Source organism: Paeniglutamicibacter terrestris, assembly GCF_012271785.1.
Taxonomy (GTDB): domain Bacteria; phylum Actinomycetota; class Actinomycetes; order Actinomycetales; family Micrococcaceae; genus Paeniglutamicibacter; species Paeniglutamicibacter terrestris.
Map to the genome: position 1 here is coordinate 243,725 of NZ_JAAWVT010000002.1, position 26,128 is coordinate 269,852.

Genomic DNA, 26,128 nt, shown 5'->3' on the forward strand with positions numbered 1-26,128 from the left:
TGGAAGCGAGAACTGATTTATGCGCCGATAGCCACAACGCGGACCCGGGAGTAGGTGTTGGGGCCCCAAGCTCAGTACGGTTGATTCCATGAGTGATTCCGTGCTGCAACCAGTGACCAGCTTCCCGGCTCTCGGCGCCTTGCCCCTAGCCCGCGCCACCAGCGACAGGCGTTGCGAAAGCCGTGCCCAAGAAGACTGGCTCGATTCGCTGCGTGCCGCCGAAAGAACTCGCTACCTCGTGATGATTGGTGGCCGCGCCCGGGTACTTGACGGTGAACTGGTGCTGATGCCCGCAGCGGATCTGCCCGAAGGTGGTACAGAGATTTATCTGGGGTTTGATGGCTCAACCGAGATCGTCTTACACAGTTTCGAGCAGACCCCCGCTGCATGGGCGGCACCTGGGAGTGCCGATGAACTGCACCCGGGTCAATGGCTGGGCCTGCGCGATGTAGCAGCCGGGTTAGGTGCTCGAGATGCCGGCCTATTTGTTGAGGCAGTAGCCATTGCCAACTGGAATCATGCAACAAACTTCTGCGCGGGATGCGGTGGCCCACTGACGCTTCGTGCCTCCGGATGGGTCAAATTCTGCGCGGCGGAGGGGCGAGAGCACTTCCCACGCACCGATCCTGCCATCATCGTTGCCATCACCGACGATGCCGACCGCCTGCTTTTGGGTGCCAACAAGGCGTGGGGCGGGACTCGATTCTCCACCCTTGCCGGATTTGTTGACCCGGGGGAGTCCCTGGAGGCGGCGGTCATCCGCGAAGTCGCCGAAGAATCCGGTGTTATCGTGAAAAACCCGCGCTACATGGGATCCCAACCGTGGCCGTTCCCGCGTTCACTGATGCTCGGATTCACCGCGATCGCCACCGGTACCGAGTTGTTCCCCGATGGGGAGGAAATCATCGACCTGCGCTGGTTCACACGTGAGGAATTAGCCGATGCCGTTCGCACCGGGGAGATTGGTGTGCCAGCCGGTGTCTCCATCGCCAGCGCACTGATCGAAAATTGGTTTGGTGGCGTATTGCCCCAGCCCGAACACTTGGAAAACTAGGACATGACCGAAGAGACGGGAACCGGCAGTATCGAGGAGCGCATCCTCGGCGGACTGGACGAAGAACAACGACAAGTCGCCACGACGCTGCAGGGACCGCTCTGTGTTCTCGCCGGAGCTGGAACCGGCAAGACCCGGGCCATTACTCACCGCATTGCCTATGGTGTGCACACCGGCGTTTACAAGCCGAGCTCACTCTTAGCGGTAACCTTCACCGCCCGGGCCGCCGCCGAGATGCGCTCACGACTACGTGATCTTGGTGCTGGTGCGGTGCAGACCCGGACCTTCCATGCGGCAGCCCTGCGCCAGCTGCAGTACTTCTGGCCACAGGCCATTGGCGGTCAACTGCCGAACATCGTTGACTACAAGGCGCCGCTAATCACCGAGGCCGCACGTCGACTGCGCACCACCGCTGACCGTGCCACGGTGCGTGACTTGGCCAGCGAGATCGAATGGGCAAAGGTCTCGATGCTCACGCCAGAATCTTATGTAGCAGCAGCGGCGGACCGCGGGCAGCCCGGGGGACTGGATCCGATCACCGTCTCTCGGATCTTCCAGTCCTACGAAGATGTGAAAACCGATCGGCAGCTCATCGACTTTGAGGACGTACTGCTGCTCACGGTGGCCATTTTGGAGGATGACCCCCGCGTTGCCGCTTCGGTACGCGACCAATACCGTCACTTCGTTGTTGACGAGTATCAGGACGTTTCCCCGCTGCAGCAACGTCTACTGGACTTGTGGCTGGGCGGGCGCGATGAACTTTGTGTCGTGGGCGACGCCTCGCAGACCATTTATTCCTTCACCGGTGCCACCCCGCGCCACCTTCTGGACTTCACGGATAGGTATGAACACGCACCGGTCGTCAAGCTGGTGCGCGATTATCGCTCCACTCCGCAGGTGGTGCACCTGGCCAACCGTGTCTTGGCTGCCCGTCAGCCGGAGGCCGGGGTTCCTGACCGCGACATCCACTGGCCCACGCCGCTAGAACTTGTTGCCCAGCGTGAGAACGGGCCCGACCCCAGTTTCCTTGAGGCCAAGGACGACGAGGCCGAGGCAGCAGAAATCGCTGCCCGGATCAAGAAGCTCATTTCCGAGGGCACCCCGGCGGCGGAGATCGCCATCCTGTACCGCACCAATGGCCAATCCGCTGCCTATGAGCAAGCACTGGCTTCCGCCGGAGTTGGATACCTACTGCGTGGTGGGGAACGATTCTTCGCCCGCCGCGAGGTGCGCGATGCGATGCTGCAATTGCGCTCAGCGGCACGAAACACCACCACCGAGCCCGGAGTCGAGTCCGTCCCACAGCTCACTCGCGACATCTTGGTCTCCCTTGGCTACAGTGCAACCGCTCCGGCAGCCTCGGGTGCCGTTCGGGAAAAATGGGAGTCTCTCTCCGCACTGGTTGCGCTCGCCGACGAAATGGCAGTTTCTCGAGCCGGTTCGGAGATCCCTTTTACGTTGAATCTTTTTGTTGCTGAACTGGAGGAACGTTCAGCTAGCCAGCACGCGCCAACCCTGCAGGGCGTCACTCTGGCTTCGCTGCACGCGGCCAAGGGCTTGGAATGGGATGCGGTGTTCTTGGTGGGCCTCTCCGAAGGTCTGATGCCCATCTCCTTCGCAGATGATCAGGCAGGTTACGACGAGGAACGTCGACTGCTTTATGTGGGTATCACCCGCGCCCGTAAATACCTGGGACTCTCGTGGTCGTTGGCTCGCACCCCTGGCGGTCGAGCCAATCGACGGCCCTCCCGTTTCTTGGACGGTCTGCGTCCCTCCGGATCGTCACGTACCGCGACTCCAGCGCGCAGTACCAAGCGCAGGGCCGCAGCCACGCCGCCGCTGTGTCGGGTCTGTGGAACGTTGCTCTCGAGCGCCTCGGAGCGAAAGCTGGGACGTTGTGGTGGCTGCCCGGCGGGTTATGACGAGGCAGTGTTCGAATCTCTGCGCGCTTGGCGCCTGCAGGTCTCCCAAGCGAATTCACTTCCGGCCTTCGTGATCTTCACCGATGCCACGTTGATGGCCATCGCTGAGAATAACCCCAGCAACGTTTCGGCACTGGGGCAGATCTCCGGGGTGGGCAAGAGCAAGCTGGAGCGTTATGGCGACGCGGTACTGGCGATCCTTGCAGGGGATTCAGCGAAGTAGAGACGTCTCGTGCTCGGCTCATATGTCTAAGAACTGGCATCGGCTGTCCGAGCGTTGCCCGCACGGATCTGTGAGGGACTTCGGCTTCTTGAGCCGCTGGTGCACCAGATGGCGCAAGAATCGTCAGGGCATCGCGTTCTCGAACACTCTGAAAACGGCGGGCCCGGCCGCAGCAGGAGCCTTCATCACTTTCACACACAACGGCGGAACGGGTCTTTACTACGCCTCAACCAACACGTTCTGTGTCGAATCAACGTTCAACGAATTCCATGGCGATGTCAGCTTAGAGAACGGATCGTTACCGTGGAGCCTCAACGGCCGCAACGACACGGAACGCTTCCATATCGGGGACCCGCGAGTCCGGCTGGAAGTGGGCGGAACGTACGAGTTGAATCCGTACCCTCAAATTTGAAGCACCGGCATTGGCAAGACCCCGAACGGGTCCGTTTTATCTAGCCGGGCACTGCTCTGGCTATCACAACGCGGGATACCGCCAAAGTGGCGTCCCGCGTTGCACGCCCCCCGCAAGCCACTGGCACAGCACAAGTTCAACGCACCCCGATGTATTCGAACCAGTGTCTCGGCACCCACCATTCGCTACTCCGTCACGGGAGGCAGACTAGGGCGCTCCGACGACCACGCGCGGGGGTGCTGGAACGATGCCTCCCTAAGCTTTTGCAACCATTGTCCTAGGCGGCACGACCATCCAGACAAGTGCAGTGAGGACGCTGCTTCGCCGGGGTACTTGACCCGCCTCCGGTGGATAAATCCCACGTGATCATCGAATCCACAGTTGTCGGGACGTTGATGCGATCGATCAACATCAGCACTTGCATGGCGGTGATACCCGCCGCCACGGCCGCTAGTGACGCTTCGGGCCGCAGGAGCTGGTATTCGTTCTCGTCGGCGTGGCTGTCCAGCATGCGCACAGTGGGGTCACATTGCTCCCACACACAGGGCGCACACATGCTCATGCCGTCGATGGACATTGGACCGATGCGCACGCCCGCATCGGTGAAGAGCACCGGGAGCATTGCCTCATCCTGTGCCAGTGAATGCACTGGCGGCAGTGCTCCTTCGCCGATCACTACCGAGATGTCCAGCGGCGACGCGCCAGGGCTCCTGACTGCGGATTCGGCAACCGCCAAATGCGGGTAGAGCGGTTGCAATGATCGTGCCGTGGCCCGGGCTCGCTGGGTTCCCACCGCGGTGATGCCGGCGGTGGCGGCTCCTAAATCCTGCGCGTCGAAATCTTCCGAATCCGAGAGCATCAGTCCTCCCACCCCGGCCGCGGCGAGAATGTGTGCCAAGAGTTGTCCGGTGCGTCCACATCCATAGAGCGCGACTCTGGACTCGCTCCGAGCCTTCAGTGCGCGTGTCGCATCCAGCCGGTAAGCGGAGCTCCATTGCAGAACATCAGGCATCATTCGTGCCCCGAGACCTTTGCCCAGCGCGGCCTCCACGTCTTTGCCTGAATGTGGCACCGACGGCACAAGGACCGGAGCGAGAATGCCCAAGATCTCGCTGCGCCTACTCTTTTTCAGGACATCACCGGCAATGGGCGCGGAGGCGCTCGGTGGTGCGCCCGTGGCCAGGGAGAGCACAAAACGCCGTTCGGCAGCGCTCAGTCCAGTTATCCACCGGGCACGCTGGCCCGTTCCAATCTGGATGGTGCCCTCAACTAAGCTGAGAACCTGCACTCCCGGGTTGATCCTCATGATGGTGCCCCTTCGAAGAGTTAGGCACCACATCTCATCATTTCTCTGGCGCCTTGAGTCCCACCAGATTGGCACCGGAATGACGCGGAGCGGCGGGTATCCACACCCTGGAGCGGGAAAGTGGACTGGGGGAGTACCGCGAGGTGCGGTAGAAGAAATGGAACGGGGCGGAAGGAAACTGAGATGAGCACCCAATCAACTACGAGCGAATACGTTGATAGCAACGGCACCGCGATTCGTGTGGTGCGCTCGGCGAGGCGTAAAAAGACTATTTCCGGGGCATGGAAGCAGAACACGATGGTCGTCTCGGTGCCGGTCGGCCTCGGCGAGCAGGCCGAACGATTGCTGGTAGCTGACATGGTTAAAAAGGTCATGCGCAAGGTCGTTGCCGGACACTCGATTGATCCAGATGCGCAGCTGCTAAAACGGGCTCGAGCCATGGACGCGGAACTATTTGGATCCCAAGCCTCTCCCGCGGGCGTTCGGTGGGTATCAAATCAAAACAGTCGCTGGGGATCAGCAAGCCTGCACACCCGCCAGATCAGACTGTCGGATAAATTGCGCCCACTGCCCCAATGGGTGCAGGACTACGTGTTGGCCCACGAACTAGCCCACTTAGTTGAGCCCCGCGATGGTCATGGTGCACGCTTCAAGGCGGTTCTGGCACGTTACCCGCGGGTGCACGACGCCACCATTTTCCTCTCGGGAGTCAGCCACGGATACCGTGCCGCCGAGCGAGCCACGCCGAATACTCAACCGGAGATTCCGGCACCAAGCGGGGATACGGACTTTGATGACTTTGACGATGAAGACTTCGACGACGGCGATCTCGGAAGCATTGGGAGCCGCGTTCTCGCCTAGGTGAGGCATGCATATCGTTGGCTGACCCATACTGGGCAGAAAAAAGCTGTGGGTGTGTCGACAGATTCCGACACACCCACAGCATTTTACGACGTGAGGTTATTTGGCCTCAGGGTTCTCCTGCTCCGGGTTTTCATCCGAATCCGAATCCGAATCCGAATCCGAATCGGTGCCCGGGTTCTCGGCATCGCTGGAGTCCTCCGTCTCAAAACCACCACTGAGCAATTTGCTCAGCGCGGCATCAATGTCATCCATGCTGGCCTCGGCCAACTGACGTCGGGTGGTGAAGCCGGCGGGGTCTTGGAGATCTTCTTCGGTCGGCATCAAATCCGGGTGCTCCCAAATGGCGTCGCGGCCTTCGAGCCCGCGCTCTTCGAACAGATGAGCCCATAAGGCTGCGGCCTCACGCAGTCGGCGTGGACGTAGTTCCAAGCCAACCAAGGAAGCAAAAGCGTTCTCAGCGGGGCCGCCAGCTGCCCGGCGCCGACGGATGGTCTCGCGTAGCCCTCCGGCACTCGGAAGATTCACGGCCGCGGCGGCCACGACCTCATCGACCCAACCCTCAATCAGTGCCAAGACCAACTCGAGTTTGGCCAGTGCGCTTTCCTGGGCTGCGGTGCGCTTGGGCATAAACAGCCCTTCGCCCATCAGCGACTGGAACGACTCGGGGTTAGACGGATCGATGTCGCGCACGGCTTCCTCAACACGTGACATATCAATGTGAATGCCGCGCGCATAGGACTCCACCGCCGAGATGACCGTGGAACGCAGCCACGGCACCCGGTTGAAGAGGCGTACGTGTGCGCACTCGCGCAACGCGGCAAAGAGCAGCACTTCCTGCTCGGGGACGCCTAGTCCGTCTCCGAAAGCGGCAAGGTTGGTTGGTACCAGTGCCGGGGTCGACCCGGCCAGCGGTAGGCCGATGTCGGTGGCACCGAGAACGTCCTTGGCCAACCCACCAACGGCCGTACCCAGCTGCATACCGAACATGGTGCCGCCCATTGACTGCAGCATTCCCTGCGCGCCACCCATCATGGGTCGCATCTGTTCGGGGATCTGCTCGCTCAGGGCACTGGTGATGGCCTTGCCGACGCTCACGGCAACTGGTTCGGTGAGAGACTTCCACACCGGCATGGTCTTTTCGACCCATTCGGCACGGGAGAAGGAGCGACATTCGCTGCCATCTGCCTCAAACACGGTGGCCGAGTCCAGCCACATCTCGGCAAGTCGAGCGGCGCTGACCACGGCGGCGGCGCGGCTTGCGGTGATCGAGGGGTCATCGCCGGCAATGGCCTGACGGGCAGCATCGGTGGCCATCTTCCAATTCACCGGGCCGCCATCACCCTGGGACATGGCGGCCATCATGGCCTTAGCCTGCTGCATCATCTGCGCCATGGCCTCGGGATTGTTGTTCAAGCCCATGGCTTCGCTCAACCCCTCGGGAAGGTTCTTGGGGTCAAATCCGCCGGCACCGCCAAAGAGCGAGCCAAACATCTCGGAGAACGGATCCTTCGCATTCTCATCGTCGTTGTTGGAGTCGTCGGGTCGGTTTGATGGGGGATTCTCAGCCATGGTTCAACGGTACCCCTGGCACAAAGGATCGGCCCATGATCTGCCCAGACAGTTCGCTGTGGGCACATCGGAAAATGCTGTGAACCCTTGGCTCCCTCCCGTGCCCAGCAGCGCTGCATCCTTGCGGGCTTGTAGGCTTGAACCTGCCGTGGCTCACCCCGATCAATTATCGGGGTGCCGCGTGCCCGAATGACAAGGAAAGAGGGCCTCGTGCCAGCAGCGCATGATTCATCGCACCCGGAACAGGGTCCGGCCGCCAATGGCATTTTGGGAACCGACCCGAGCCGCCACGGCGCAGACCGTTCAAGGCTTTGGGGCCGGCGGCCGGCGGGGGACAGTGGTGAATCCCGCCTCTACCGGCACCGCGCATTAGCGGGTTGGACGGCGCTGGCCATCATTGCTGCAGCGGCGGTGCTTCCAACCCACTTTGTTGTGGAGTCAGCTGGCCCGGCGATGAATACCATCGGTTCGGTGAAGGATACGAAGCTGCTTCAGATCAGCGGGACCAAGACGTATCCCACCTCCGGAGCTCTGGATATGACCACCGTGTATGTCCAGGGTGGCGGACAGCAGCGCTTGCCATTCTTCAACGTGCTGTGGGGTTGGATCGATCCGAAGCAAGATGTGGTGCCGGAAGAAATTGTGCTGCCTCGTGGGACCACGACGACCCAGCAAAGCGAGCAGAACACCGTAATGATGGATGACTCGCAACAGCTTTCCACCGCGGCGGCGCTCAACGAGCTCAAGATCGATTTCACTTCGCACCTGAGCGTGGTTGGCTTTGCCACCCAGCAGAACTCCGACGTGCTGAAAATTTCCGACCGTTTACAGAGCCTCAACGGGAAACCGATCACCGATTTAGCGACGCTAAAAAAACAGCTTGAAGCTGCGGGCGATAAGCCCAGCACGATGGGCATCGTGCGTGATGGCAAAGCCCTAACCGTTAAGACCGCAACCACCGAGACGCCCGAGGGCCAGCGGCAATTGGGCATCATGCTTTCCAGCGGATTCGAATTCCCTGTTGACGTCACTTTCGGTTTGGAGAATGTTGGTGGTCCGAGCGCCGGAATGATGTTTGCCCTCGCGATCGTTGACCAGCTGACCGCCGGCGAGATGACCGGGGGCAAACACTTTGCCGGCACCGGGGCGATCACTGCCGATGGCGAGGTTGAACCCATCGGTGGCATCGCGCAAAAGCTGGTTGGTGCCAGAGACAACGGAGCGCAGTACTTCTTGGCCCCGGCCGATAATTGCGCCGACCTTACGGGGCGTGTCCCGGATGGCTTAACTGTCATCAAGGTCGCGACCCTCGCCGAGGCCAGGGCAGCGGTTGAGGGAATTGGTTCGGGTCAAGACCCCGCCTCGTTCCCCGGTTGTGGCTAGGTAGTACTCGCAAAAGTGGGCTTCGGTTCTCTTCGTGCGGCGCGGTGAAGGCGCGGGGTGATCACAATCGGCTTACATTTCTCCGACATCCCGGTATCCGGTTGTTGTACCACGGGGCATCCAAGGCAGAATGGAGCGTTAAGACACATTTTTTGATGTGTCATCCATTCACCCTTCGCTTCAACCGTGAGGTAAAAATTGAGTTTTGGCACTGGCAGTCCCTTTGAGGGTCCCCCGAGGGGTCCCGAAGGACGTCCCGACCCGCAGCCGAATCGGCGGCGTTCGTCGCCGCTGATGCCCACGATCATCGTGATCGGCGTCCTTGTCGCCGCGTTCGTCTTCGTCTCGAGCATTTACGCTGACGTGCTGTGGTTCACCCAGCTCGGCTTTGAGCGCGTGTTCTGGACCGAGTACCTATCCAAGGCCGCCATCTTCGTGGTCGCTTTCTTGATCATGGGCTTCGCCGTCTGGATTTCGCTGCGGCTGGCCTATCGCTCACGTCCCGTGTACGCTCCGGACGGTCAGCGCCAAGACGCCATGTCCAAGTACCAATCCCAGCTTGAGCCGATGCGTCGTCTGCTGATGATCGGTGTGCCGGTCGTGGTGGGCATCTTCGCCGCCTCGGCCGTGACCTCACAGTGGAAAGAGGTGCTGCTGTTCTTCAACCAGGTTGATTTTAACGAGGTTGACCCGCAGTTCGGCATGGACCTGTCCTTCTACATGTTCTCGCTTCCCTTCATCGGGCTTTTGTCCGGCTACCTGATCTCCGTGGTGCTTATTGCCGGTATCGCGGGCCTGCTCACCCACTACCTTTATGGCGGCATTCGTATTGAGGAACGCGGTGGGGTTGTTATTGGCAAACCTGCCCGTATTCACATCGCCGTCGTGGCGGTAGCCTTCCTGTTGCTTCAGGCAGTGAATTTCTGGGTTGACCGCTACTCGACGCTGCTCGCCCAGGACGGCCGAGTTGCCGGCGCGCTGTACACCGACGTGCACGCAGTGATCCCCACCAAGACCATTCTGGCCATCGCCGCGGTTTTGGTTGCCGTGACGTTCATCGTTGCTGCGATCATCGGGCGCTGGCGCCTTCCGATCATCGGTACCGCCATGCTGCTGGTCACCGTCATCGTTGCCGGTGGTATCTACCCGTTCATCGTCCAGCAGTACCAGGTCATTCCCTCGGAAAAAACACTGGAACGCGAGTTCATCCAAAAGAACATCGACATGACGCGCCAGGCCTACGGGCTGGATGCGGTTGAGGAGACACCCTACGACGTTCAGCTGAACCCGCAGAAGAACGCCCTCGCCAAGGACAGCGCGACCACCACAAACATCCGACTGCTTGACCCGAACCTGGTCTCAGCGGCGTTTGATCAGCTCCAGCAGTTCCGCACCTATTACAAATTCACTACCACGTTGAACGTTGACCGCTACGAGATTGACGGAAAAGTCGAAGACACGGTCATCGGTGTCCGTGAACTGAACGTGGATCAGACCGATACCTGGGTCAACCAGCACATCACCTACACCCACGGTTACGGTGTGGTTGCTGCCTTCGGTAACCGTGTGGCAGCCGGTGGACGTCCCGACTTCATGCTCAGTGGTATCCCTACTAATGGCGTGCTGGGCAACGACGATACCTACGAACCACGCATTTACTTCGGTGAAACGTCCCCTTCCTACTCGATTGTTGGTGGTCCAGAGGGTTGGGCGCCGCGTGAACTTGACCGTCCGGCTTCCGGTTCGGGCAGCCAAGATACGCGTAATACCTTCGAAGGCGACGGCGGCCCCTCAGTGGGCAACTTCTTCAACCGGTTGGTCTACTCGCTGAAGTTCGCCTCTACGGACCTGTTGCTTTCCGACGCCATCAACGAGGAATCGCAGATTCTTTACGATCGCAGCCCGAAGGAACGCGTCGAAAAGGTCGCCCCGTACCTGACCGTCGATTCAAACACCTACCCGGCGATTGTTGATGGCCGCGTGCAGTGGATCGTCGATGCCTACACCACCTCGGATAACTACCCTTATTCCAAGCAACAGGCACTTGCTTCGGCAGTCACCGACTCGCTGACCGGCGGCACTCGTGCCGTCGCTCAGACTGGCCAGATCAACTACATCCGCAACTCGGTCAAGGCAACCGTTGACGCCTACGACGGATCGGTCACCCTGTACGCCTGGGAGCCGGAAGAGCCAATGTTGAAAGCCTGGCAGAAGGTCTTCCCGACCAACATCAAGTCCTACAAGGACATGTCCGCCGAGCTGATGAGTCACGTGCGATACCCGGAAGACCTGTTCAAGGTTCAGCGTGAGCTACTCTCCACGTACCACGTGACAGATCCCGAGGGCTACTACGACGCCAACGATGCTTGGTCCGTTCCCTCGGACCCGACCCAGTCCAACGCGAGCGTCAAGCAGCCACCGTACTACCTCTCACTGAAGATGCCGAAGCAAGAGAAGGAAGCCTTCTCGCTGACCAGTACGTTCATTCCGCAGACAGCCTCCGGCGGTCAGCAGCGTAACGTGCTCTTCGGCTTCCTGTCTGCGGAAGCCGACGCCGGCTCCGAGGCGGGAGTGAAGGCCGAGGGCTATGGCAAGCTGCGGCTGCTGGCGATCCCGCGTGAGCTCTCTGTCCCCGGCCCCGGCCAGGCACAGCAGAACTTCGACTCCAACGCTACGGTTTCCCAAGCGTTGAACCTGCTGCGTCAGGGTGCCTCGGAGGTCAAGAACGGCAACCTGCTCTCGCTGCCCGTTGGTGGCGGTATCCTCTACGTCCAGCCCGTCTACGTGCAGTCCTCGGGCCAGACCTCCTACCCGACGCTGCGCAAGGTCCTTGTGGCCTTCGGCGACAAGGTCGGCTTCGCCGATACCCTAGCCGAGGCACTTGACCAGGTGTTCCAGGGAACCTCCGGCGCGGTGACCAGTGAAACCGAATCGGGTGGCACCGGGACTCCCGAGCCAGGGGCTCCGGAGGTCGACCTGACCGTGGAGCAGCAGCTGAGCGACGCCTTGGGTGATGCGAATGCGGCTATCAAGGCTGGCCAAGAGGCATTGGCGAAGAATGACTTCGCTGCCTATGGCGCCGAGCAGACGAAGCTGCAGGAAGCTCTCGATCGCGCAACTGAAGCTCAGGATGCGCTCACTGGTCCTGCTGAACCAACTGATGCCCCAGCATCTTCGGCGCCGGCCAGCGAAACACCGGCTCCGTAAAGAGCTGGAATCCTCGGGCTATTGGGGGAGTGGGGGAGTCGCCTGCACTACGTGTGATCAGGGCGACACCCCCAGGATTTGCTTACTGCTCACCTTATCGGCGATGATTGATATATCGCCGCGGGGTGGAGCAGTTCGGTAGCTCGCCGGGCTCATAACCCGGAGGTCACAGGTTCAAATCCTGTCCCCGCCACGAATGAAGGACCCTGACCAGGGAAACTTGGCCAGGGTCCTTCCCTTTTGCCCAAAAGTCATGTTGCTGGGGTCCAAGGCCGGCTTGCGGCCCTTAGTCATGTTGCGGCTCATGGCAATGTTCTTGTCATCAGGCAATTGTTTTGCCGATGCCATCTCGTGTTGCACAAACGATGTCTTGGACCCGGGCACGCGCGTTGAAAAGGCAGGTTTTTGAGCGAAGTCTTGCTCGATTAGGTGAGACGTTCATGCGCTGGTAGTGTTGTGTTTACCGACGCGGGGTGGAGCAGTTCGGTAGCTCGCCGGGCTCATAACCCGGAGGTCACAGGTTCAAATCCTGTCCCCGCCACAAAGAAAATGATCCACTGCCCTGATTCAGGGCAGTGGATCATTTGCTTTAACCAGCACGTCGCCAGCTGAATTCCGGGGATCAGTCATGACTGTCAGAAAACGGGAAAAACCTTGCTTCGACATGTTGTTCGACCATCGCACGTCGTTGGCGTCATAGACTGGGAATCGTAAATGGTCAGCTCGACGAGTGTCGGGCATTGTCGAGTCCATGTGAGGTAAGCGCAACATGCCGGAGCAGTCAACGTCGAATAACGGTGTGCCAAAGAAGGGCACCGTCTCCGCCGAGAACAGCGGTGATAGGACTGCGTCCCCGCCCAAGCCCTCGACAATTGCTTCCGGAGCTAAGCCCGAGACGTCGAGCAAGACATCGCCGAAGCCGGGTGCGCCGCGGCCAGCAAGCCCAGCACCGCCGACCGATACCCAGAACGCGACCAAGTCCACTTCGTCGGATGAGCCGAACAAACCCGGCCGATTCGTAGCAAGCCCTCCAGTGGTGAATCCTGCGGTAACCAACAACGCGAAATCAACGCCGGTGCCCACAGCCGCTGACTCCAAGGCAGCGGAAGCGATATCCGCAAAACCTGCGGTCGCCGGTAAACCAGCGGACACTGCTAAGCCCGAGCCGATCGTTAAGGCCACTCCCAAGCCCCGACCTTCCTCGCCTACAACGGGTCGTTCCTCTCAACCTGTTACGTCAACACCAGCGTCCGTGGCTGAACAAGCGGCAAGCGCCCCAAAGCAAAGCCCCACGGCCAAGCAGGGACAGGTCGTCCAGGGCGAAAAAATTAGAACGTCTCCTTCGGCTGCAAACGGCAAGACCCAGGCAAAAAGCGCGACCACCACTGGCCCCAAAGCAACAAAAAGTGCACCGGTAGTCGCGAGCAAGACAACTACTCCGGGCAAAGCGGTTCCAGCTGTGGGCAGTGCGCCAACCGCGATAGCTAGCAACAAGCCCGTTTCAAATGTGGGCTCCGCGCCAACGGCAGCGGGCGAGAACACAGTGGTTCCCAAAGCGGGCTCCGGGCCATCCTCAACAGCCAACAGAAAACCCGTTCCGACGCGAGATAGTGGTGCGGATAGTTCCGCAAAAGAGGGAAGCAGTGCTCCTACTCACGCTGGGAACGTGACCTCTGGAACCTCCGGTACCCCCACAAGCGATGGCTCTGTTCCGGTGAAGCCAACGGCGCAGAAACTGGGCACTGAGGCCAATGACGTCGCCGATTCGACTTCCAAGTCTCCTGCAACTGATGACGCCGACGTTGTGAGCGCACCTACCGCAGCGAAATCATCGCCGGCTCAGCGTCGTGAACCAGCAGCCGAACCGGCGGAATCGTCATCAGCTACGGCGGCTGACTCCGTTACACCTCCGAAACAGCACAATCCGACGGACAACAAAGCGCACAGTGCGTCTGAGCAGGCACCTGCAGCGGCTGGGGCAACCGAAGCGGCCACGACGCTGAATGCTGCCAACGCACCAGAGGGAACGAAGGGGAGCGGCGTCGTAGCAGCACTAACGACCGTCGGCTTCATCCTTGAAGTAGCACTCTTGGGTGCCTTCGGCATCTGGGGATTGCAGACGCTGAACTTTAGCCCTGTGCTGTCGGTACTCATCAGCGTCGTTCCGGTACTGATTTTCTGGATTATGTTCTTGTCACCCAAGGCTCCATTACGTTTTGCGCAGCCGTACCATGCCGTTGTGTCTCACCTCTTATTCGCGGCTGGTGCCGTCCTCCTTGCGGTAGCCGGGCAGCCGGTGCTGGCCATAGCCATGGGCGTGCTCACCGCAATCAGTCTCGCGCTGACCGTCGCTGCGCGGGACCGCCGGCCCGCGCCCAGCAAGACCTCGGGTCGGCGCGCCGCCCGTTAGTTCGCTGCGGTGCGGCAGCGAACAGCTGCAACAATGCTCGGCACGGAGTCTTTCGCAACCGCTTAGGGAAGTAGTCTCCCGAGCAGAATTCCCGCTAGTCCCGCGCAGAGTCCGGCGATAACCGTCGCTCCGAGGTAGCTCAGAGCCATGGCGCGTGCCCCGGAGCGCCACAGTGAGACCACGGCGAGCATAAATGTGCTCATGGTGCTTAACCCGCCACCCACGCCGAGGATCAGAGCCACAATGACCAGATCCGAGAGGCGCGAAAGTGAAAAAAGATCCAGCCCGACGTCGTGATTCAGGGCCCATGCGGCAGTAGCGCCCACTAAGAACGCCGCAGCGGTATTGGCCACAAGGATGCCGGCCGGGAAGATTTTTGCACCACGCCGCGGCTGCGCATGCTGCCTCGCGGAGATGGAAACATCAATGAGGTAGCGAATCAGTGCGCCGAGGGCACCCGCAAGGGCGATCAGCAGGAATCCTCCGGGCCACAAGAGACTCACGAGACCTCCCCACCGTTTTCGCTTCTCATCCCGGGTGCCGCAGCACCGGGGTCAGGCTGCGCCTCTACCGTGGGTCGCACCATGCGTTCGACTCCCGCCATGACCAGCCATGCCACAGCGGCGCATCCGCTCAGTGAGACCAGCAGCGCGCTCAGTGCCAATGGGAGCGGGGAACCCAGAACGAACAGGACAAGGGATGAGAAGGTGGTGTAGGCGCCCAGGAAGCCGGTGCCGATTCCCGCTCGTAACCAGGGCCGGCCGCGATGAGTCACCTGCCAGTAGCTAGTCAGGGCCGCCAGCGCAGCCGTTCCGCTGAGATTGACCACCAGTGTGGTGGTGGGGAATCCGCCACCTTCGGGGAAGACGAAGCCGAGTCCCACACGCAGCGCGGCGCCAAGGAATCCGCCGACCATCACGGCCAACAGATTACCGACGGTGATCCGTGCCGTGGCCTTGCCCCCTCCGGGGCTTGCCTGCGGCGGCTCTGTCTTCATCATGATGCGTGCCAGATGACCATCGTGGTCAAGTGGTTAGGTGTCGGTGGGTACGGCAAGCACCCACAACATCGTCGTGTCGATGATGCTCAGTTGTGGGTGGGGCAGCTCGATGGTGCTGCCGGGGGAGATCCCTAGATCGGTGCAGAGCCGAAGGAAGGCTGGGTCTTCATCGCTGATGCGCGAAATGATTGCTTGGCTGGGGGATCCCGCGGCATAAAATCTGTCCAGCCGCACGGCCGGTGGCATCACCATTGCGCCGTCTGGACCGGGGATTGGATCACCGTGGGGGTCAGCGGCCGGGTGGCCCAAGCGGGCGGCAAGGGCCTCAATAAACCGTGGGGAGACGGTGTGCTCCAGTTGTTCTGCCTCCTCATGCACCTCATCCCACCCATAGTCGAGCTCCTTGAGCAGGAAGGTCTCGATGAGCCGGTGCCGGCGCACCACCGAAAGTGCGGCCAGTCGGCCAGCCTCGGTGAAGGAGATGGCGCCATAGGGTGGGTGGATCAGCAGGTTTTTGCCCGCCAACTTGGAGACCATGGACGTAGCAGATGCCGGGGCAACACCCAGCTGGGCGGCGATGTTCCCGGTGGTGACCGGGTCATTTTCCCATTCGGTCAGCGCATGGAGCGCCTTAAGGTAGTTTTCTTCGCTGGCCGTCAGTGGTGCCGGGGACATTAGCGGCCGGCGTTCAAAATTTCCAGTGCCGCATCGTGCAGCAGGCCGTTACTGGCCACGGCATTTCCGCCATCGCAGCCCTCCACACCTTCGACCGAGGTGAAGCGGCCGCCGGCTTCGCGAATGATCGGAACCAGCGCGGCCATATCGTAGAGGTTCAGTTCGGGCTCGGCGGCCAGATCTATGGCACCTTCTGCCACCATGCAGTAGGACCAGAAGTCGCCGTAGGCGCGTGTGCGCCACAGTGAATCGGTGAGCTCCAGGAAGTTCTCCCGTTGCCCGCGTTCCTTCCAACCGCTCAGCGAGGAGTAGGACATCGAGGCATCGGATAATTTGCTCACCGAGGAGACTTGGAGCCGGTGGGCACTGGTCAGCGAGCGACCGGTAAACGCACCGAGGTCCTTGGCTGCCCACCAGCGGCGGTTCAGCGCCGGAGCGGAGACCAAACCCACCACGGGTTCTCCGTCGTCAATCAGGGCGATCAGCGTGGCCCACACCGGAACGCCACGCACAAAGTTTTTGGTGCCATCAATCGGGTCGATGACCCAGTGCCGGTTGGACTTGCCGGTAGTACCGAATTCTTCGCCGGTAATGGCATCACGAGGCCGCGCCCGGGAAATGTGTGACCTGATGGTTTCCTCCGCCGCCTTGTCCGCATCGGAGACCGGGGTCAAATCCGGCTTGGTCTCCACGACGAGGTCAACTGCCTTGAAACGCGAAAGCGTCAGGGAATCGACCGAGTCGGCAATGACATGGGCTAGGCGCAGGTCATCAAGGTAGGTCATCACGTCGGTGTTCATGTCTTTTAACCTATCCCACGTGGTGACGCGCGTGCTGCAAGAAACCGGTCAAAGGCCCCGGCATGACGCACAGCGGTGCCTAGTGTGCGGAATCACACGCACCATGACCGCACTCTGAGCGCATCTAGGGGCCCGCGACGCAACGATCTGCCCCACGCAGCGTGCTCGGGGCGAGCTAGATGGAGCCGAGTTCCTTGGTTTCAGTTTCTTCGTCCTGACCCAGGAGTCGACGGTAGGATTCCAGCCGGGCGATGCCCACCGTCCCGGCCTCGCCGGAGGCGACCCAAGCATCAAGGGCACATTTCGGCTCGGCGGCCTTATGCGTGCAACCGCGGGCACACCGATTGGCCACGGGTACCAAATCGGCAAACGCGTTCAGGATGTTTTCCGGGTCGACCAGGGCCAATCCGAAGGAGCGGATACCGGGGGTATCGATGATCCAACTGCCCGCCGGAGCGTCATCGATTCTTAGCGCCAGGGCCGAGGACGAGGTGTGCCGACCGCGACCCGTAACGGCGTTAACGTTGCCGGTGGCGCGCTGGGCACCGGTGAGCGCGTTGACCAGCGTGGACTTGCCGACACCGGAGTGACCGATAACCACCGAGACCTTCGAGGCCAGATGCTCACGCAGGGCTTCCACGGGAGTCCCTGCCAAGCGGGCGGAGAGTCCATCGGCACTGCGCGCATCGATGCCGGTCGCAGTTTCATCGGTGGTCCGCGAGACCACGATGTCGATGTCCAGGTGGCGGTAGTTCTCCAAGAAGGGCTCCGGGTCACGCACATCGGCCTTGGTGATGCACAGCAGCGGGCTGATACCCGCATCGAAGGCAGCAACGATCGCCCGGTCGATGAAACCGGTACGCGGTTCCGGGTTGGCGGCGGCCACCACGATCACCAGCTGATCGACGTTGGCCACCACCACGCGCTCCACCGGGTCGGTATCATCGGCGCTGCGGCGCAGCAAGGTGCTGCGGTTCTCGATGCGCACCAGGCGCGCGAGCGTGTCCGGATCTCCGGAAGTATCGCCCACCAGCGCCACAAAGTCCCCGGGCACCACCGGATTGCGGCGTAGCTCACGGGCACGGGCAGCAATCACAATCCGCTCCTGCGCGCTGTCCTCATCCAGGATCGCGCGGTAGCGGCCACGGTCAACGGTGATGATTCTCCCGATCAAGGCGTCCTCGTAGGCCGGGCGGTCCTTGGTGCGGGGGCGGGTGCCCTTTTTGTTGGGGCGGGCGCGGACGGTGAAGTCTTCCCAATCCTCGGTATTGCGTGCCATGTGCTTAGTGTGTGGCCTTTCCGCTGGTAGCCAGCGTCGTCCAAAGTTCGGGGAAATCGGGCATGGTCTTGGCGGTGGTTCCGATGTCAAGGACCTTGACCTCGGGTACCGCCAAGCCGATGATGGCTCCTGCGGTGGCCATCCGGTGATCAGCATAGGTACCGAACTCGCCTCCGTGCAGCGTGGCCGGCTCGATCAGCAGCCCGTCGTCCAGTTCGGTGACTTTCCCGCCGAGCTTGTTCAGCTCCGTGACCAGGGCAGCAAGTCTGTCGGTTTCGTGGCCACGCAGGTGTGCGATGCCGGTGAGTCGTGAGGGCTCGGTGGCCAGGGCGCAGATGGCGGCCAGCGTCGGGGCCAACTCGGAGGAATCGGCGTAGTTGATGCCGCTGATCTTCGCCGGTCCGGTGATTTCAAGAATCCCATCCTCGTGATGGGTGATTTGTGCCCCCATGCGCGTGAGGATGGTGCGCCATTGGTCCCCGACCTGCGTGGTGCGCACGGGCCAGTGTGGGATGCGGACGGTGCCAGCGGTGACCATGGCGGCGGCTAGGAAAGGTCCGGCATTGGAGAGGTCAGGTTCCATGGTGCGTTCAAAGGCTGTGATGCGCCCCGGCTCAATCTTCCAGCTGCGTTCGGTGGGTCGTGTGATCTCCACACCCAGTTCGCGCAGCGTGGCGACGGTCATCTCGATGTGATCGGGGCTGGCGATGGTGCCCGGCGCGGCAATGATCTCCACCCCGTGTTCGCTTCGGGCAGCAACCAGCATCAGGGCGCTGATGAATTGGGAGGACGCCGATGCATCCACAACGATCCGACCCCCGGCCAATGAGCCGGTCCCGGTGATGGTGGCCGGCAACAGGCCGGGCTCGCCATTCTCGTGCACGCTCACCCCCAGATCACTCAGGGCTGTGAGCACCGGGGCCATGGGGCGAAGCCGTGCGTGCGGATCACCATCAAAGGTGATGCTCCCGCGGACCAAGGCCGCCAGCGGCGGAACAAAGCGCATAACGGTTCCGGCCAGACCGCAGTCGATCTGCACCTGACCCAGTTCACGTTCAAGATCCAGCGGCGTGATACGAAGCTCAACGGTGCCATCGGCGGAGTTGATGGACTCGATCCCGGTGCCCAGGGCGCGCAGTGCGCCGATCATCAGATCGGAATCTCGTGAGGCCAGAGCGTTATAGATGCGTGATGGCCCATCGGCCAATGCGGCGAGCAACAGGTACCTGTTGGTCAAAGACTTGGACGCCGGAACGATGACGGTGCCGTTAACTGGGTACGCGGGGTGGGGTGCGTCCCATGCGGTGTCCACGATGTCTTTGGTGCTCAACGGCTGCCTCCGAATTTGGTTCTGTGTCGCGGTCTGAGCCGCGCGGTGGGGGATTCTCACATGGATGGTGGGGACGGCGCCGTTAGTTCACGACTATCGGCCGGTTTAACGTCGCCATCGATGTGGGCTCCGGCCCCAATTCTAGCCGTAGCGCGGTACCCGGCGTGGAATAGAGTCGGGCGCTTGCGTGTTATCCATGCATGGCGCAATTTTCGCAAGGATTTTCCGATCCGAGCGCGGCCATGAAGAGATCACACATTTGATGCCATGAGGCGGAGGACATATGGGAGTACTGACGGCTAATTCCCCGGCCCCGAGCGAAGCGTCGCTACGCGTAGACTTGGCGGTGATGACCGAGCATATGCAGGGCACCGACACCGTTCCGGTAGCCGACGAGACCGAAGCACAACGCCGCGAGCGCTTCGAGCGTGACGCGCTCCAATATGTTGACCAGCTCTATTCCGCTGCGATGCGCATGGCGCGGAACCCATCGGACGCAGAAGATCTGGTCCAGGAGGCCTATACCAAGGCGTATTCGGCGTTCCACCAGTACAAGCCGGGGACTAACCTCAAGGCTTGGCTGTACCGAATCCTGACCAACACCTACATCAACCTGTACCGCAAGCGGCAGCGTGAACCATTGCGCACCGGGACCGACACCATCGAGGACTGGCAGATGGCCAAGTCCGCCGAGCACACCCCCAGCGGGTTGCGTTCGGCCGAGGTGGAAGCGCTGGACCACCTGCCGGACTCCGACGTGAAAAACGCGTTGCAGTCCATTGCCGAAGAATTCAGGCTGGCGGTCTACTTCGTGGACGTGGAGGGCTTCCCGTACAAGGACGCCGCCGACATCCTCGGGGTGCCGATTGGCACGGTGATGTCGCGCTTGCACCGCGGAAGAAAACAACTGAGGGAATTGCTCGCCGATTACGCGCAGGAGCGCGGAATCAACACAGCATCTAAGACCAAAGGGGCACCCAAGCCCGGAGCGGAGAAGAAATAATGGGTGACTGCCAATCACTAGGGGACTGCGACGACAATCGCATCGTCCGCCTGTACGAATACCTTGATGGTGCGCTGTCGCTGAAGGACCTCTCCGACGTCAAGGAGCACCTGGAGCATTGTGCCGAATGCACCGAGGAATACGACCTTGAGTGCATCATTCGCTCGGTGGTGCGACGTAGCTGCCAGGAGATCGCTCCGGACACGCTGAAGTCAAAAATCATTTCGCGGATTTCCGAGATCCAGGTGGAAATCGGACACGCATAGGAACGAACCACTGTTCTATCGGACATGCTAAAAGGGCCGGATCCCCGACTCATCGCCTTGCGGCGGTGCGGGGGATCCGGCCCTTTTAGTGGCCAAGCCCTAAACTGCGTGGGCACGGTGTGTTACCGGTGCCTAACAATGCAGCGATTTAGGTGTTGGGACGCTTACCGTGGTTTGCTCCACCGGACTTACGGCCCCGACGCTTACGTGCGCGCTTGCTCATGTGAATCTCCTTCAATGTACTGACCCAAAAATTGGACTTTTACCAGTCTTTCACACACCAGACCCGATCCCCAAAGTCGAATCTGACCGGGCTGACTAGCTGGCGCCGGGCTCCTGCAAACCAAGCCAGGAGTACCAGCCGCGATGGAGGACCAGCCAAGCCATCAGCCCGTACCCGGCCTGCCCCGGAAGCCCACCGTTGACCGTGAGATCGTTACGCCACTGGGCATGATTCTGCAACGGGGTGAAGGTATCAACGTAGTGGTGTTTACGGCGCGTGGCCACGTCCGCGTAGACGTGCGATAGTTCGGCCAGGCGGGCATTACGTTCGGGGTCCAGGCCCGGCGCCGGGCCTACTACCAGTGCTTTGATGCTCATCTGGGAGGCTGAATCAAGAATATTGGCCAGGTTGAGTCGGCTGCGGGCCGTGGAAAGGCCCAGATCAAGGTCGCGGTCCGAGAGTGCGACAACCAGACGGTTATCCACGTTTTCGCCGAAACGGCGCGAAGCCTCATCAAACCAGCGGGTACTTAATGCCTCGGTACCTTCGCCGGGAGCTGCCAAGGTATAGCTCTCGATGCGGACCTCGGTGCCGGGGGTGCGTGCCAGCACCCGTCCGTACCAGCCCAACGCTCGTGGGTCCCCGTGTCCGGCAAGGAGCTCGTCGCCGATGGCGGTTAGTCGAATAGTGCGGTGATCCACGAATGACCTTTCTCAGGGCGGCTACCCACCCACACTAGCAGTCGGTTAAGCGAGCTCGGGGCGGGACACTGTTAGTGTCCCGCCCCGAGGCTTGATTTAGTTACTCCACATCCTCAGGGATGTACGGAGTCTCACGTGATCCTTTAGCGCTTGAATGCCGCTGTCAGGAGCACCGACTGCTCAACCTCGTGGCGCTTGTGCGTGCCGGTCGAGGTGGCGGCGGATGCCGGACGCGATACCAGACGAACAACCTTGCCCAGTGCTGCGGGAAGGTTAAGACCAACAAACGGCCACGGACCCTGGTTGGCCGGCTCGTCCTGAGCCCAGACAACCTCGGCGTTCGGGTACTTGGCAACCTCGGCGGCAATGGCCTCGGTGGGCAGCGGGTAAAGCTGCTCCACGCGAACAATTGCGGTTTTGGTGTCGTTAGCCTTCGTGCGAGCTGCGGCCAGATCGTAGTACAGACGGCCGGAAACCAGCAGTACACGATCAACGTCGGCCGGGTTCAGGTTCGCCGTATCGGCAATAACTTCCTGGAAGGTACCGGTGGTGAAGTCCTCCACGGCAGAAGCTGCGGCCTTGAGACGCAACAGCTGCTTCGGGGTGAAGATGACCAACGGCTTGCGCGGACGGGCGTAGGCCTGACGACGCAAGAGGTGGAAGTGGTTGGCGCCGGTGGACGGCTGGGCCACAACCATGTTGTTTTCTGCACACAGCTGCAGGAAACGCTCGATGCGGGCGGAGGAGTGATCCGGGCCCTGACCCTCGTAGCCGTGCGGAAGCATCATGACTAGCGAGGAGCGCTGGCCCCACTTCTGCTCGGCGGAGGAGATGAACTCATCGATGATGGTCTGCGCGCCGTTGACGAAGTCACCGAACTGCGCTTCCCAGAGCACCAGGGCGTCCGGGCGTTCCACCGAGTAGCCGTATTCGAAGCCGAGGGCGCCGAATTCGCTGAGCAGCGAATCGTAGATCCACAGCTTCGCCTGGTCCTCGGAGAGGTTGTGCATCGGGTACCACTCGTTGCCGTTCAGGCGATCGTGGAAGACCGCGTGACGCTGCACAAAGGTGCCGCGGCGTGAGTCCTGGCCTGCCAGACGAACCGGCACACCTTCCATGGACAGGGTGCCGAAGGCGGCGATTTCCGCCATGCCCCAGTCAATCCCGCCCTCGCGGCTCATCTTTTCGCGACGCTCCAGGAGTACCTTGAGCTTCGGGTGGACGGTGAAGTCCTCCGGGATGGCCATGTGAGCGGCGCCGATCTGTGCCAGTGTTTCGGCGGTGATCGCGGTGCCGGTTCCGGTGCCAACCGATGCGTAGTCCTCGCGCTGGGCTGCGGGCAGCTCCAGATCGTTGATCGCCGACATTCCCGCGGTGATCACCGGGATCGGGGAGGTCTGCGCGGCGTGAGTCTCGGAGAAGACGCGTTCCAGACGATCCTGGTAGTCGCGCAATGCCGAATCTGCCTCGTCCTGCGTGATGTCGCCGCGGCCAACAAGAGCCTCGGTGTACAGCTTGCGGGTCGAACGCTTGGCCTCGATGAGGTTGTACATCATCGGCTGAGTCATCGACGGATCGTCGCCCTCATTGTGGCCACGGCGGCGGTAGCACACCATGTCGATGACGACGTCCTTGTTGAAGCGCTGGCGGTACTTGAAGGCCAGCTGAGCCACGTGAACTACCGACTCCGGCTCATCGCCGTTGACGTGGAAGACCGGTGCCTGAACCTGCTTGGCAACATCGGTCGCGTACACGCTTGAACGCGAGGAGGTCGGTGCGGTGGTGAAGCCAACCTGGTTGTTCACGATCACGTGGATCGTGCCGCCGGTCTTGTAGCCCGGGAGCTGCGAGAAGGCGAAGGTCTCCGAAACGACACCCTGGCCCGCGAAGGCAGCGTCGCCGTGTACCAGAATCGGCAGCACGTTGAAGTTGCCCGATTCCGCGCGGTCCTGCTTGGCGCGCACGATGCCCTCAAGCACCGGGTCGGATGCTTCGAGGTGAGAGGGGTTAGCCGCGAGGTAAACCTTGGTCTCGTTGCCCGAATCCGAGGTGTAGGAACCCTCGGTACCCAGGTGGTACTTCACGTCGCCCGAACCCTGAACCGAGCCGGTCGGCGCGGTTCCTTCGAATTCGCGGAAGACCTGTGCGTAGGTCTTGCCGGCGATGTTGGTCAGCACGTTCAGACGGCCACGGTGAGCCATGCCGATGCCGACCTCGTCGATGCCTTCGTCGGCCGCGTCGGAGATGATGCCATCAAGCAGCGGAATCAGGGATTCGCCGCCCTCCAGCGAGAAGCGCTTCTGTCCAACAAACTTGGTCTGCAGGAAGGTCTCGAAGGCCTCCGCGGAGTTCAGCTTGCCCAGGATGCGGAACTGCTCTTCGCGGGTCGGCTTGGTGTACGGGTGCTCCAGTTCGTCCTGGAACCACTTGCGTTCCACAGGATCCTGGATGTGCATGTATTCGATGCCGATGGTGCGGCAGTAGGCGTCGCGCAGTACTCCGAGGATGTCGCGCAGCAGCAGGCGGTCCTTGCCACCGAATCCGCCGGTGACCCATTCGCGGTCCAGATCCCACAGCGTCAGGCCGTAGGTCTGGATGTCGAGGTCAGGGTGGCGGCGCTGGACGTATTCCAGCGGGTTGGTGTCGGCCATCAGGTGGCCGCGCACGCGGTAGGAGTGGATGAGCTGCTGGATGCGAGCGATCTTGTTAACCTGCAGGTCGACGTCGACCTGGTTATCCACTGCCCAGCGCACCGGCTCGTAGGGGATGCGCAGTGCTTCGAAGATCTCGTCGTAGAAGCCCTGCTCGCCCAGCAACAGCGACTCAACAAGCTTCAGGAACTCGCCGGAGCCAGCACCCTGGATGACACGGTGGTCATAGGTGGAGGTCAGGGTGATGATCTTGCCGACACCCGCGAGAGCAACCGTCGACTCGGCGGAGCCACGGTAGGCCGCAGGGTATTCCAGTGCGCCAACGCCCACGATGGTGGCCTGGCCCTTGGAGAGGCGCGGTACCGAGTGCACGGTGCCGATGCCGCCGGGGTTGGTCAGCGACACGGTGGTGCCTGCGTAGTCATCTGCGGTGAGCTTGTTGGCGCGGGCGCGCTTGATCAGGCCTTCGTAGGTGTCCCAGAACTCGTTGAAGCTCAGGGTCTCCGCTGCCTTGATGTTCGGCACGGCCAGCATGCGCGATCCATCGGGCTTGGGCATGTCAATGGCGATGCCGAAGTTCACGTGTGCCGGGGTGACAGCCATCGGCTTGCCGTCGATCTCGGCATAGGTGACGTTCTGCGAGGGGAAGAGCTTCAGGGCGCGAATCACGGCGAAGCCGATGATGTGCGTGAAGGAGATCTTGCCGCCGCGGGCACGCTTGAGGTGGTTGTTGATGACAACGCGGTTGTCAATCAGGGCCTTGGCCGGAACGGCGCGCACCGTGGTGGCGGTCGGAACGGTCAGGGACTGCTCCATGTTGGTGGCAATGGCCTTGGCCGGGCCACGCAGCTGCGTGCGCTTTTCTTCGCCCATGGTGCCGGGGGCGTTGGACTTCGGCAGCTGCGCCGGGATCGGCTGCGACTTGGTGGCCGGAGCGGGATCTGCCGGAACACGAGACGTTGCGGCGGCGGCAGTGCCGGCGGTCGAGGATTCGGCGGAGGAGCTGGGTGTGCCTCCGGAGACGTCAACGACGCGCGCCTGGGTCGCGGCACGTGGTACTGCTGCAGGTGCAGCCGGTGCCGGGGTGGCTGCAACCGGAGCCTGTGCCGCAGGAGCGGCCGCCTGCTCCGAGTTGAGGGACGCGAAGATGTCCCACCACTTCTTATCTACCGAGTTCTTGTCCTTGAGGAACTGTTCGTACAGCTCATCAACTAGCCATTCGTTCCCGCCGAACTCTTCGGTGAGTCGGTGGTGCGATTGATCTGGCACGGTATTACGCCTCTTCTCCCTGAATTTCCGTTTGTCCAAGCAGCCTCCGCGCCGGGTACCTATCGCGCAGGCAAAGTTCTAGACCTGCGTAATAGTCTAGTGACTATTGGCCTCAGGTTGGGAACTTATGAGCCGGGCATCACATGTATGTCGCGCCGAACGGCCCGATCCTGCGCCGAGTCGATGCCACAGTAAGAAATCGCTCTCCGCCGTGTTGCTCCGGCCAGGTACCGCCAGCTGGAGTGTGGGCGCGGGTGGGGCCCCAATCCTGCGCCGCAGATCTGGCGAATCTACCAGCGGAGCTAGCGGGAGATATCGCCGTGAATATTTATGCGCAATCAGCGCGGCGGGACATCGGTCACACAGCACCGCGACGCAGGTGCAAGCATGATTGTGACTCTGGACTTTGTTCCACACGAGGTTGCGGACTTCACGCCGCGTGAGCCGTCTGAGCGCGGGCGATTTGGCTCCGATTCGGCCCTTCCCTTTCTCGCCTCGCCCATCAGTTAGACTGAATCCATAATGGACAGTCATTCTCTGTGCCGGCCCGTCGTGAAATCGCGCAGCGCCGGCCACTCATG

At 61.4% G+C, this 26,128-nt stretch carries 21 protein-coding genes and 2 tRNA genes; 10 read left to right on the top strand and 13 right to left on the bottom strand.

Annotated elements, in window-relative coordinates; all coding sequences use genetic code 11:
- Nucleotides 1–88 precede the first annotated feature (88 nt).
- Together nudC and HED64_RS06855 are read left to right on the top strand one after the other, a co-directional pair.
- Complete coding sequence (gene nudC, locus HED64_RS06850; RefSeq protein WP_168151321.1) at nt 89–1,054, top strand: NAD(+) diphosphatase; 966 nt, start codon at nt 89–91, stop codon at nt 1,052–1,054.
- Between the two features lie 3 nt (nt 1,055–1,057).
- Complete coding sequence (locus tag HED64_RS06855) at nt 1,058–3,199, top strand: ATP-dependent DNA helicase UvrD2 (RefSeq protein WP_168151322.1); 2,142 nt, start codon at nt 1,058–1,060, stop codon at nt 3,197–3,199.
- Nucleotides 3,200–3,888: 689 nt separating this feature from the next.
- Here HED64_RS06855 and HED64_RS06860 read toward each other — a convergent pair.
- Entirely contained in the window at nt 3,889–4,917 is a 1,029-nt protein-coding gene (locus tag HED64_RS06860) for a ThiF family adenylyltransferase (protein ID WP_168151323.1), read from the bottom strand.
- A gap of 183 nt (nt 4,918–5,100) precedes the next feature.
- On the opposite strand from HED64_RS06860, the gene HED64_RS06865 reads away from it, so the two are divergent.
- On the top strand, nt 5,101–5,778 hold the full coding sequence (locus HED64_RS06865) for a M48 metallopeptidase family protein (protein WP_168151324.1): 678 nt from the start codon (nt 5,101–5,103) through the stop codon (nt 5,776–5,778).
- 99 nt (nt 5,779–5,877) lie between these two features.
- On the opposite strand, the gene HED64_RS06870 is transcribed toward HED64_RS06865, so the two are convergent.
- Nucleotides 5,878–7,350 carry a zinc-dependent metalloprotease gene (locus HED64_RS06870; RefSeq protein ID WP_168151325.1) on the bottom strand — a complete coding sequence of 491 codons (1,473 nt, stop codon included), beginning with the start codon at nt 7,348–7,350 and terminating at the stop codon, nt 5,878–5,880.
- Nucleotides 7,351–7,560: 210 nt separating this feature from the next.
- On the opposite strand from HED64_RS06870, the gene HED64_RS20155 reads away from it, so the two are divergent.
- The 3 genes from HED64_RS20155 (at nt 7,561) to HED64_RS06885 (ending at nt 12,133) form a co-directional block, all read left to right on the top strand.
- Nucleotides 7,561–8,733, top strand: a complete 1,173-nt coding sequence (locus HED64_RS20155) for a S16 family serine protease (protein ID WP_168151326.1) — start codon at nt 7,561–7,563, stop codon at nt 8,731–8,733.
- 294 nt (nt 8,734–9,027) lie between these two features.
- The gene (locus tag HED64_RS06880; protein WP_210149346.1) at nt 9,028–11,940 is read left to right on the top strand and encodes a UPF0182 family membrane protein; all 2,913 of its coding nucleotides are present in this window, start codon (nt 9,028–9,030) and stop codon (nt 11,938–11,940) included.
- A gap of 119 nt (nt 11,941–12,059) precedes the next feature.
- Nucleotides 12,060–12,133 (top strand) — tRNA-Met (locus HED64_RS06885).
- Here the strand turns inward: HED64_RS06885 and HED64_RS20040 are convergent.
- Nucleotides 12,115–12,246 carry a hypothetical protein gene (locus HED64_RS20040; protein ID WP_281069208.1) on the bottom strand — a complete coding sequence of 44 codons (132 nt, stop codon included), beginning with the start codon at nt 12,244–12,246 and terminating at the stop codon, nt 12,115–12,117. The two genes, HED64_RS06885 and HED64_RS20040, sit on opposite strands and share 19 nt — an antisense overlap.
- 161 nt (nt 12,247–12,407) lie before the next feature.
- Between HED64_RS20040 and HED64_RS06890 the strand changes: the two genes are divergently transcribed.
- Nucleotides 12,408–12,481, top strand: a tRNA-Met gene (locus HED64_RS06890).
- A 26-nt stretch (nt 12,482–12,507) separates the two neighbouring features.
- Here HED64_RS06890 and HED64_RS20160 read toward each other — a convergent pair.
- A complete protein-coding gene (locus HED64_RS20160; RefSeq protein ID WP_168151328.1) occupies nt 12,508–13,023 on the bottom strand; it encodes a hypothetical protein in 516 nt (171 codons plus the stop codon).
- 583 nt (nt 13,024–13,606) lie between these two features.
- Between HED64_RS20160 and HED64_RS20165 the strand changes: the two genes are divergently transcribed.
- A complete protein-coding gene (locus HED64_RS20165) occupies nt 13,607–14,350 on the top strand; it encodes a DUF2568 domain-containing protein (RefSeq protein WP_168151329.1) in 744 nt (247 codons plus the stop codon).
- A 62-nt stretch (nt 14,351–14,412) separates the two neighbouring features.
- Here HED64_RS20165 and HED64_RS06905 read toward each other — a convergent pair whose 3' ends face one another.
- From HED64_RS06905 to aroA, 6 genes are all read right to left on the bottom strand, one after another.
- Nucleotides 14,413–14,853: a fluoride efflux transporter FluC gene (locus tag HED64_RS06905; RefSeq protein ID WP_168151330.1), complete on the bottom strand. Its 441-nt coding sequence runs from the start codon at nt 14,851–14,853 to the stop codon at nt 14,413–14,415.
- Entirely contained in the window at nt 14,850–15,350 is a 501-nt protein-coding gene (locus HED64_RS06910; RefSeq protein ID WP_245325790.1) for a fluoride efflux transporter FluC, read from the bottom strand. The genes HED64_RS06905 and HED64_RS06910 overlap by 4 nt, the downstream gene beginning before the upstream one ends.
- A 33-nt stretch (nt 15,351–15,383) precedes the next feature.
- A complete protein-coding gene (locus HED64_RS06915) occupies nt 15,384–16,025 on the bottom strand; it encodes a metal-dependent transcriptional regulator (RefSeq protein ID WP_168151331.1) in 642 nt (213 codons plus the stop codon).
- Nucleotides 16,025–16,825, bottom strand: coding sequence for a histidinol-phosphatase (gene hisN, locus HED64_RS06920; protein WP_168151332.1), 801 nt, complete (start codon nt 16,823–16,825; stop codon nt 16,025–16,027). The genes HED64_RS06915 and hisN overlap by 1 nt, the downstream gene beginning before the upstream one ends.
- A gap of 175 nt (nt 16,826–17,000) precedes the next feature.
- Nucleotides 17,001–18,104 (bottom strand): ribosome small subunit-dependent GTPase A, encoded by a 1,104-nt coding sequence (rsgA, locus tag HED64_RS06925; RefSeq protein ID WP_168151333.1) that lies wholly within the window; start codon nt 18,102–18,104, stop codon nt 17,001–17,003.
- A 4-nt stretch (nt 18,105–18,108) separates the two neighbouring features.
- On the bottom strand, nt 18,109–19,434 hold the full coding sequence (gene aroA, locus HED64_RS06930; RefSeq protein WP_168151334.1) for a 3-phosphoshikimate 1-carboxyvinyltransferase: 1,326 nt from the start codon (nt 19,432–19,434) through the stop codon (nt 18,109–18,111).
- Nucleotides 19,435–19,783: 349 nt separating this feature from the next.
- On the opposite strand from aroA, the gene HED64_RS06935 reads away from it, so the two are divergent.
- Both HED64_RS06935 and rsrA read left to right on the top strand, forming a co-directional pair.
- On the top strand, nt 19,784–20,437 hold the full coding sequence (locus HED64_RS06935; RefSeq protein ID WP_168151470.1) for a sigma-70 family RNA polymerase sigma factor: 654 nt from the start codon (nt 19,784–19,786) through the stop codon (nt 20,435–20,437).
- Nucleotides 20,437–20,703 (top strand): mycothiol system anti-sigma-R factor, encoded by a 267-nt coding sequence (rsrA, locus tag HED64_RS06940; protein ID WP_132358396.1) that lies wholly within the window; start codon nt 20,437–20,439, stop codon nt 20,701–20,703. The genes HED64_RS06935 and rsrA overlap by 1 nt, the downstream gene beginning before the upstream one ends.
- Nucleotides 20,704–20,851: 148 nt before the next feature.
- Here the strand turns inward: rsrA and HED64_RS20255 are convergent, their stop codons facing one another.
- The 3 genes from HED64_RS20255 to HED64_RS06950 form a co-directional block, all read right to left on the bottom strand.
- Nucleotides 20,852–20,926 (bottom strand): 50S ribosomal protein bL37, encoded by a 75-nt coding sequence (locus tag HED64_RS20255; RefSeq protein ID WP_370630992.1) that lies wholly within the window; start codon nt 20,924–20,926, stop codon nt 20,852–20,854.
- Between the two features lie 95 nt (nt 20,927–21,021).
- Nucleotides 21,022–21,627 carry a GDSL-type esterase/lipase family protein gene (locus tag HED64_RS06945; protein ID WP_132358394.1) on the bottom strand — a complete coding sequence of 202 codons (606 nt, stop codon included), beginning with the start codon at nt 21,625–21,627 and terminating at the stop codon, nt 21,022–21,024.
- Nucleotides 21,628–21,770: 143 nt separating this feature from the next.
- On the bottom strand, nt 21,771–25,547 hold the full coding sequence (locus HED64_RS06950; RefSeq protein WP_168151335.1) for a multifunctional oxoglutarate decarboxylase/oxoglutarate dehydrogenase thiamine pyrophosphate-binding subunit/dihydrolipoyllysine-residue succinyltransferase subunit: 3,777 nt from the start codon (nt 25,545–25,547) through the stop codon (nt 21,771–21,773).
- Nucleotides 25,548–26,128 lie beyond the last annotated feature (581 nt).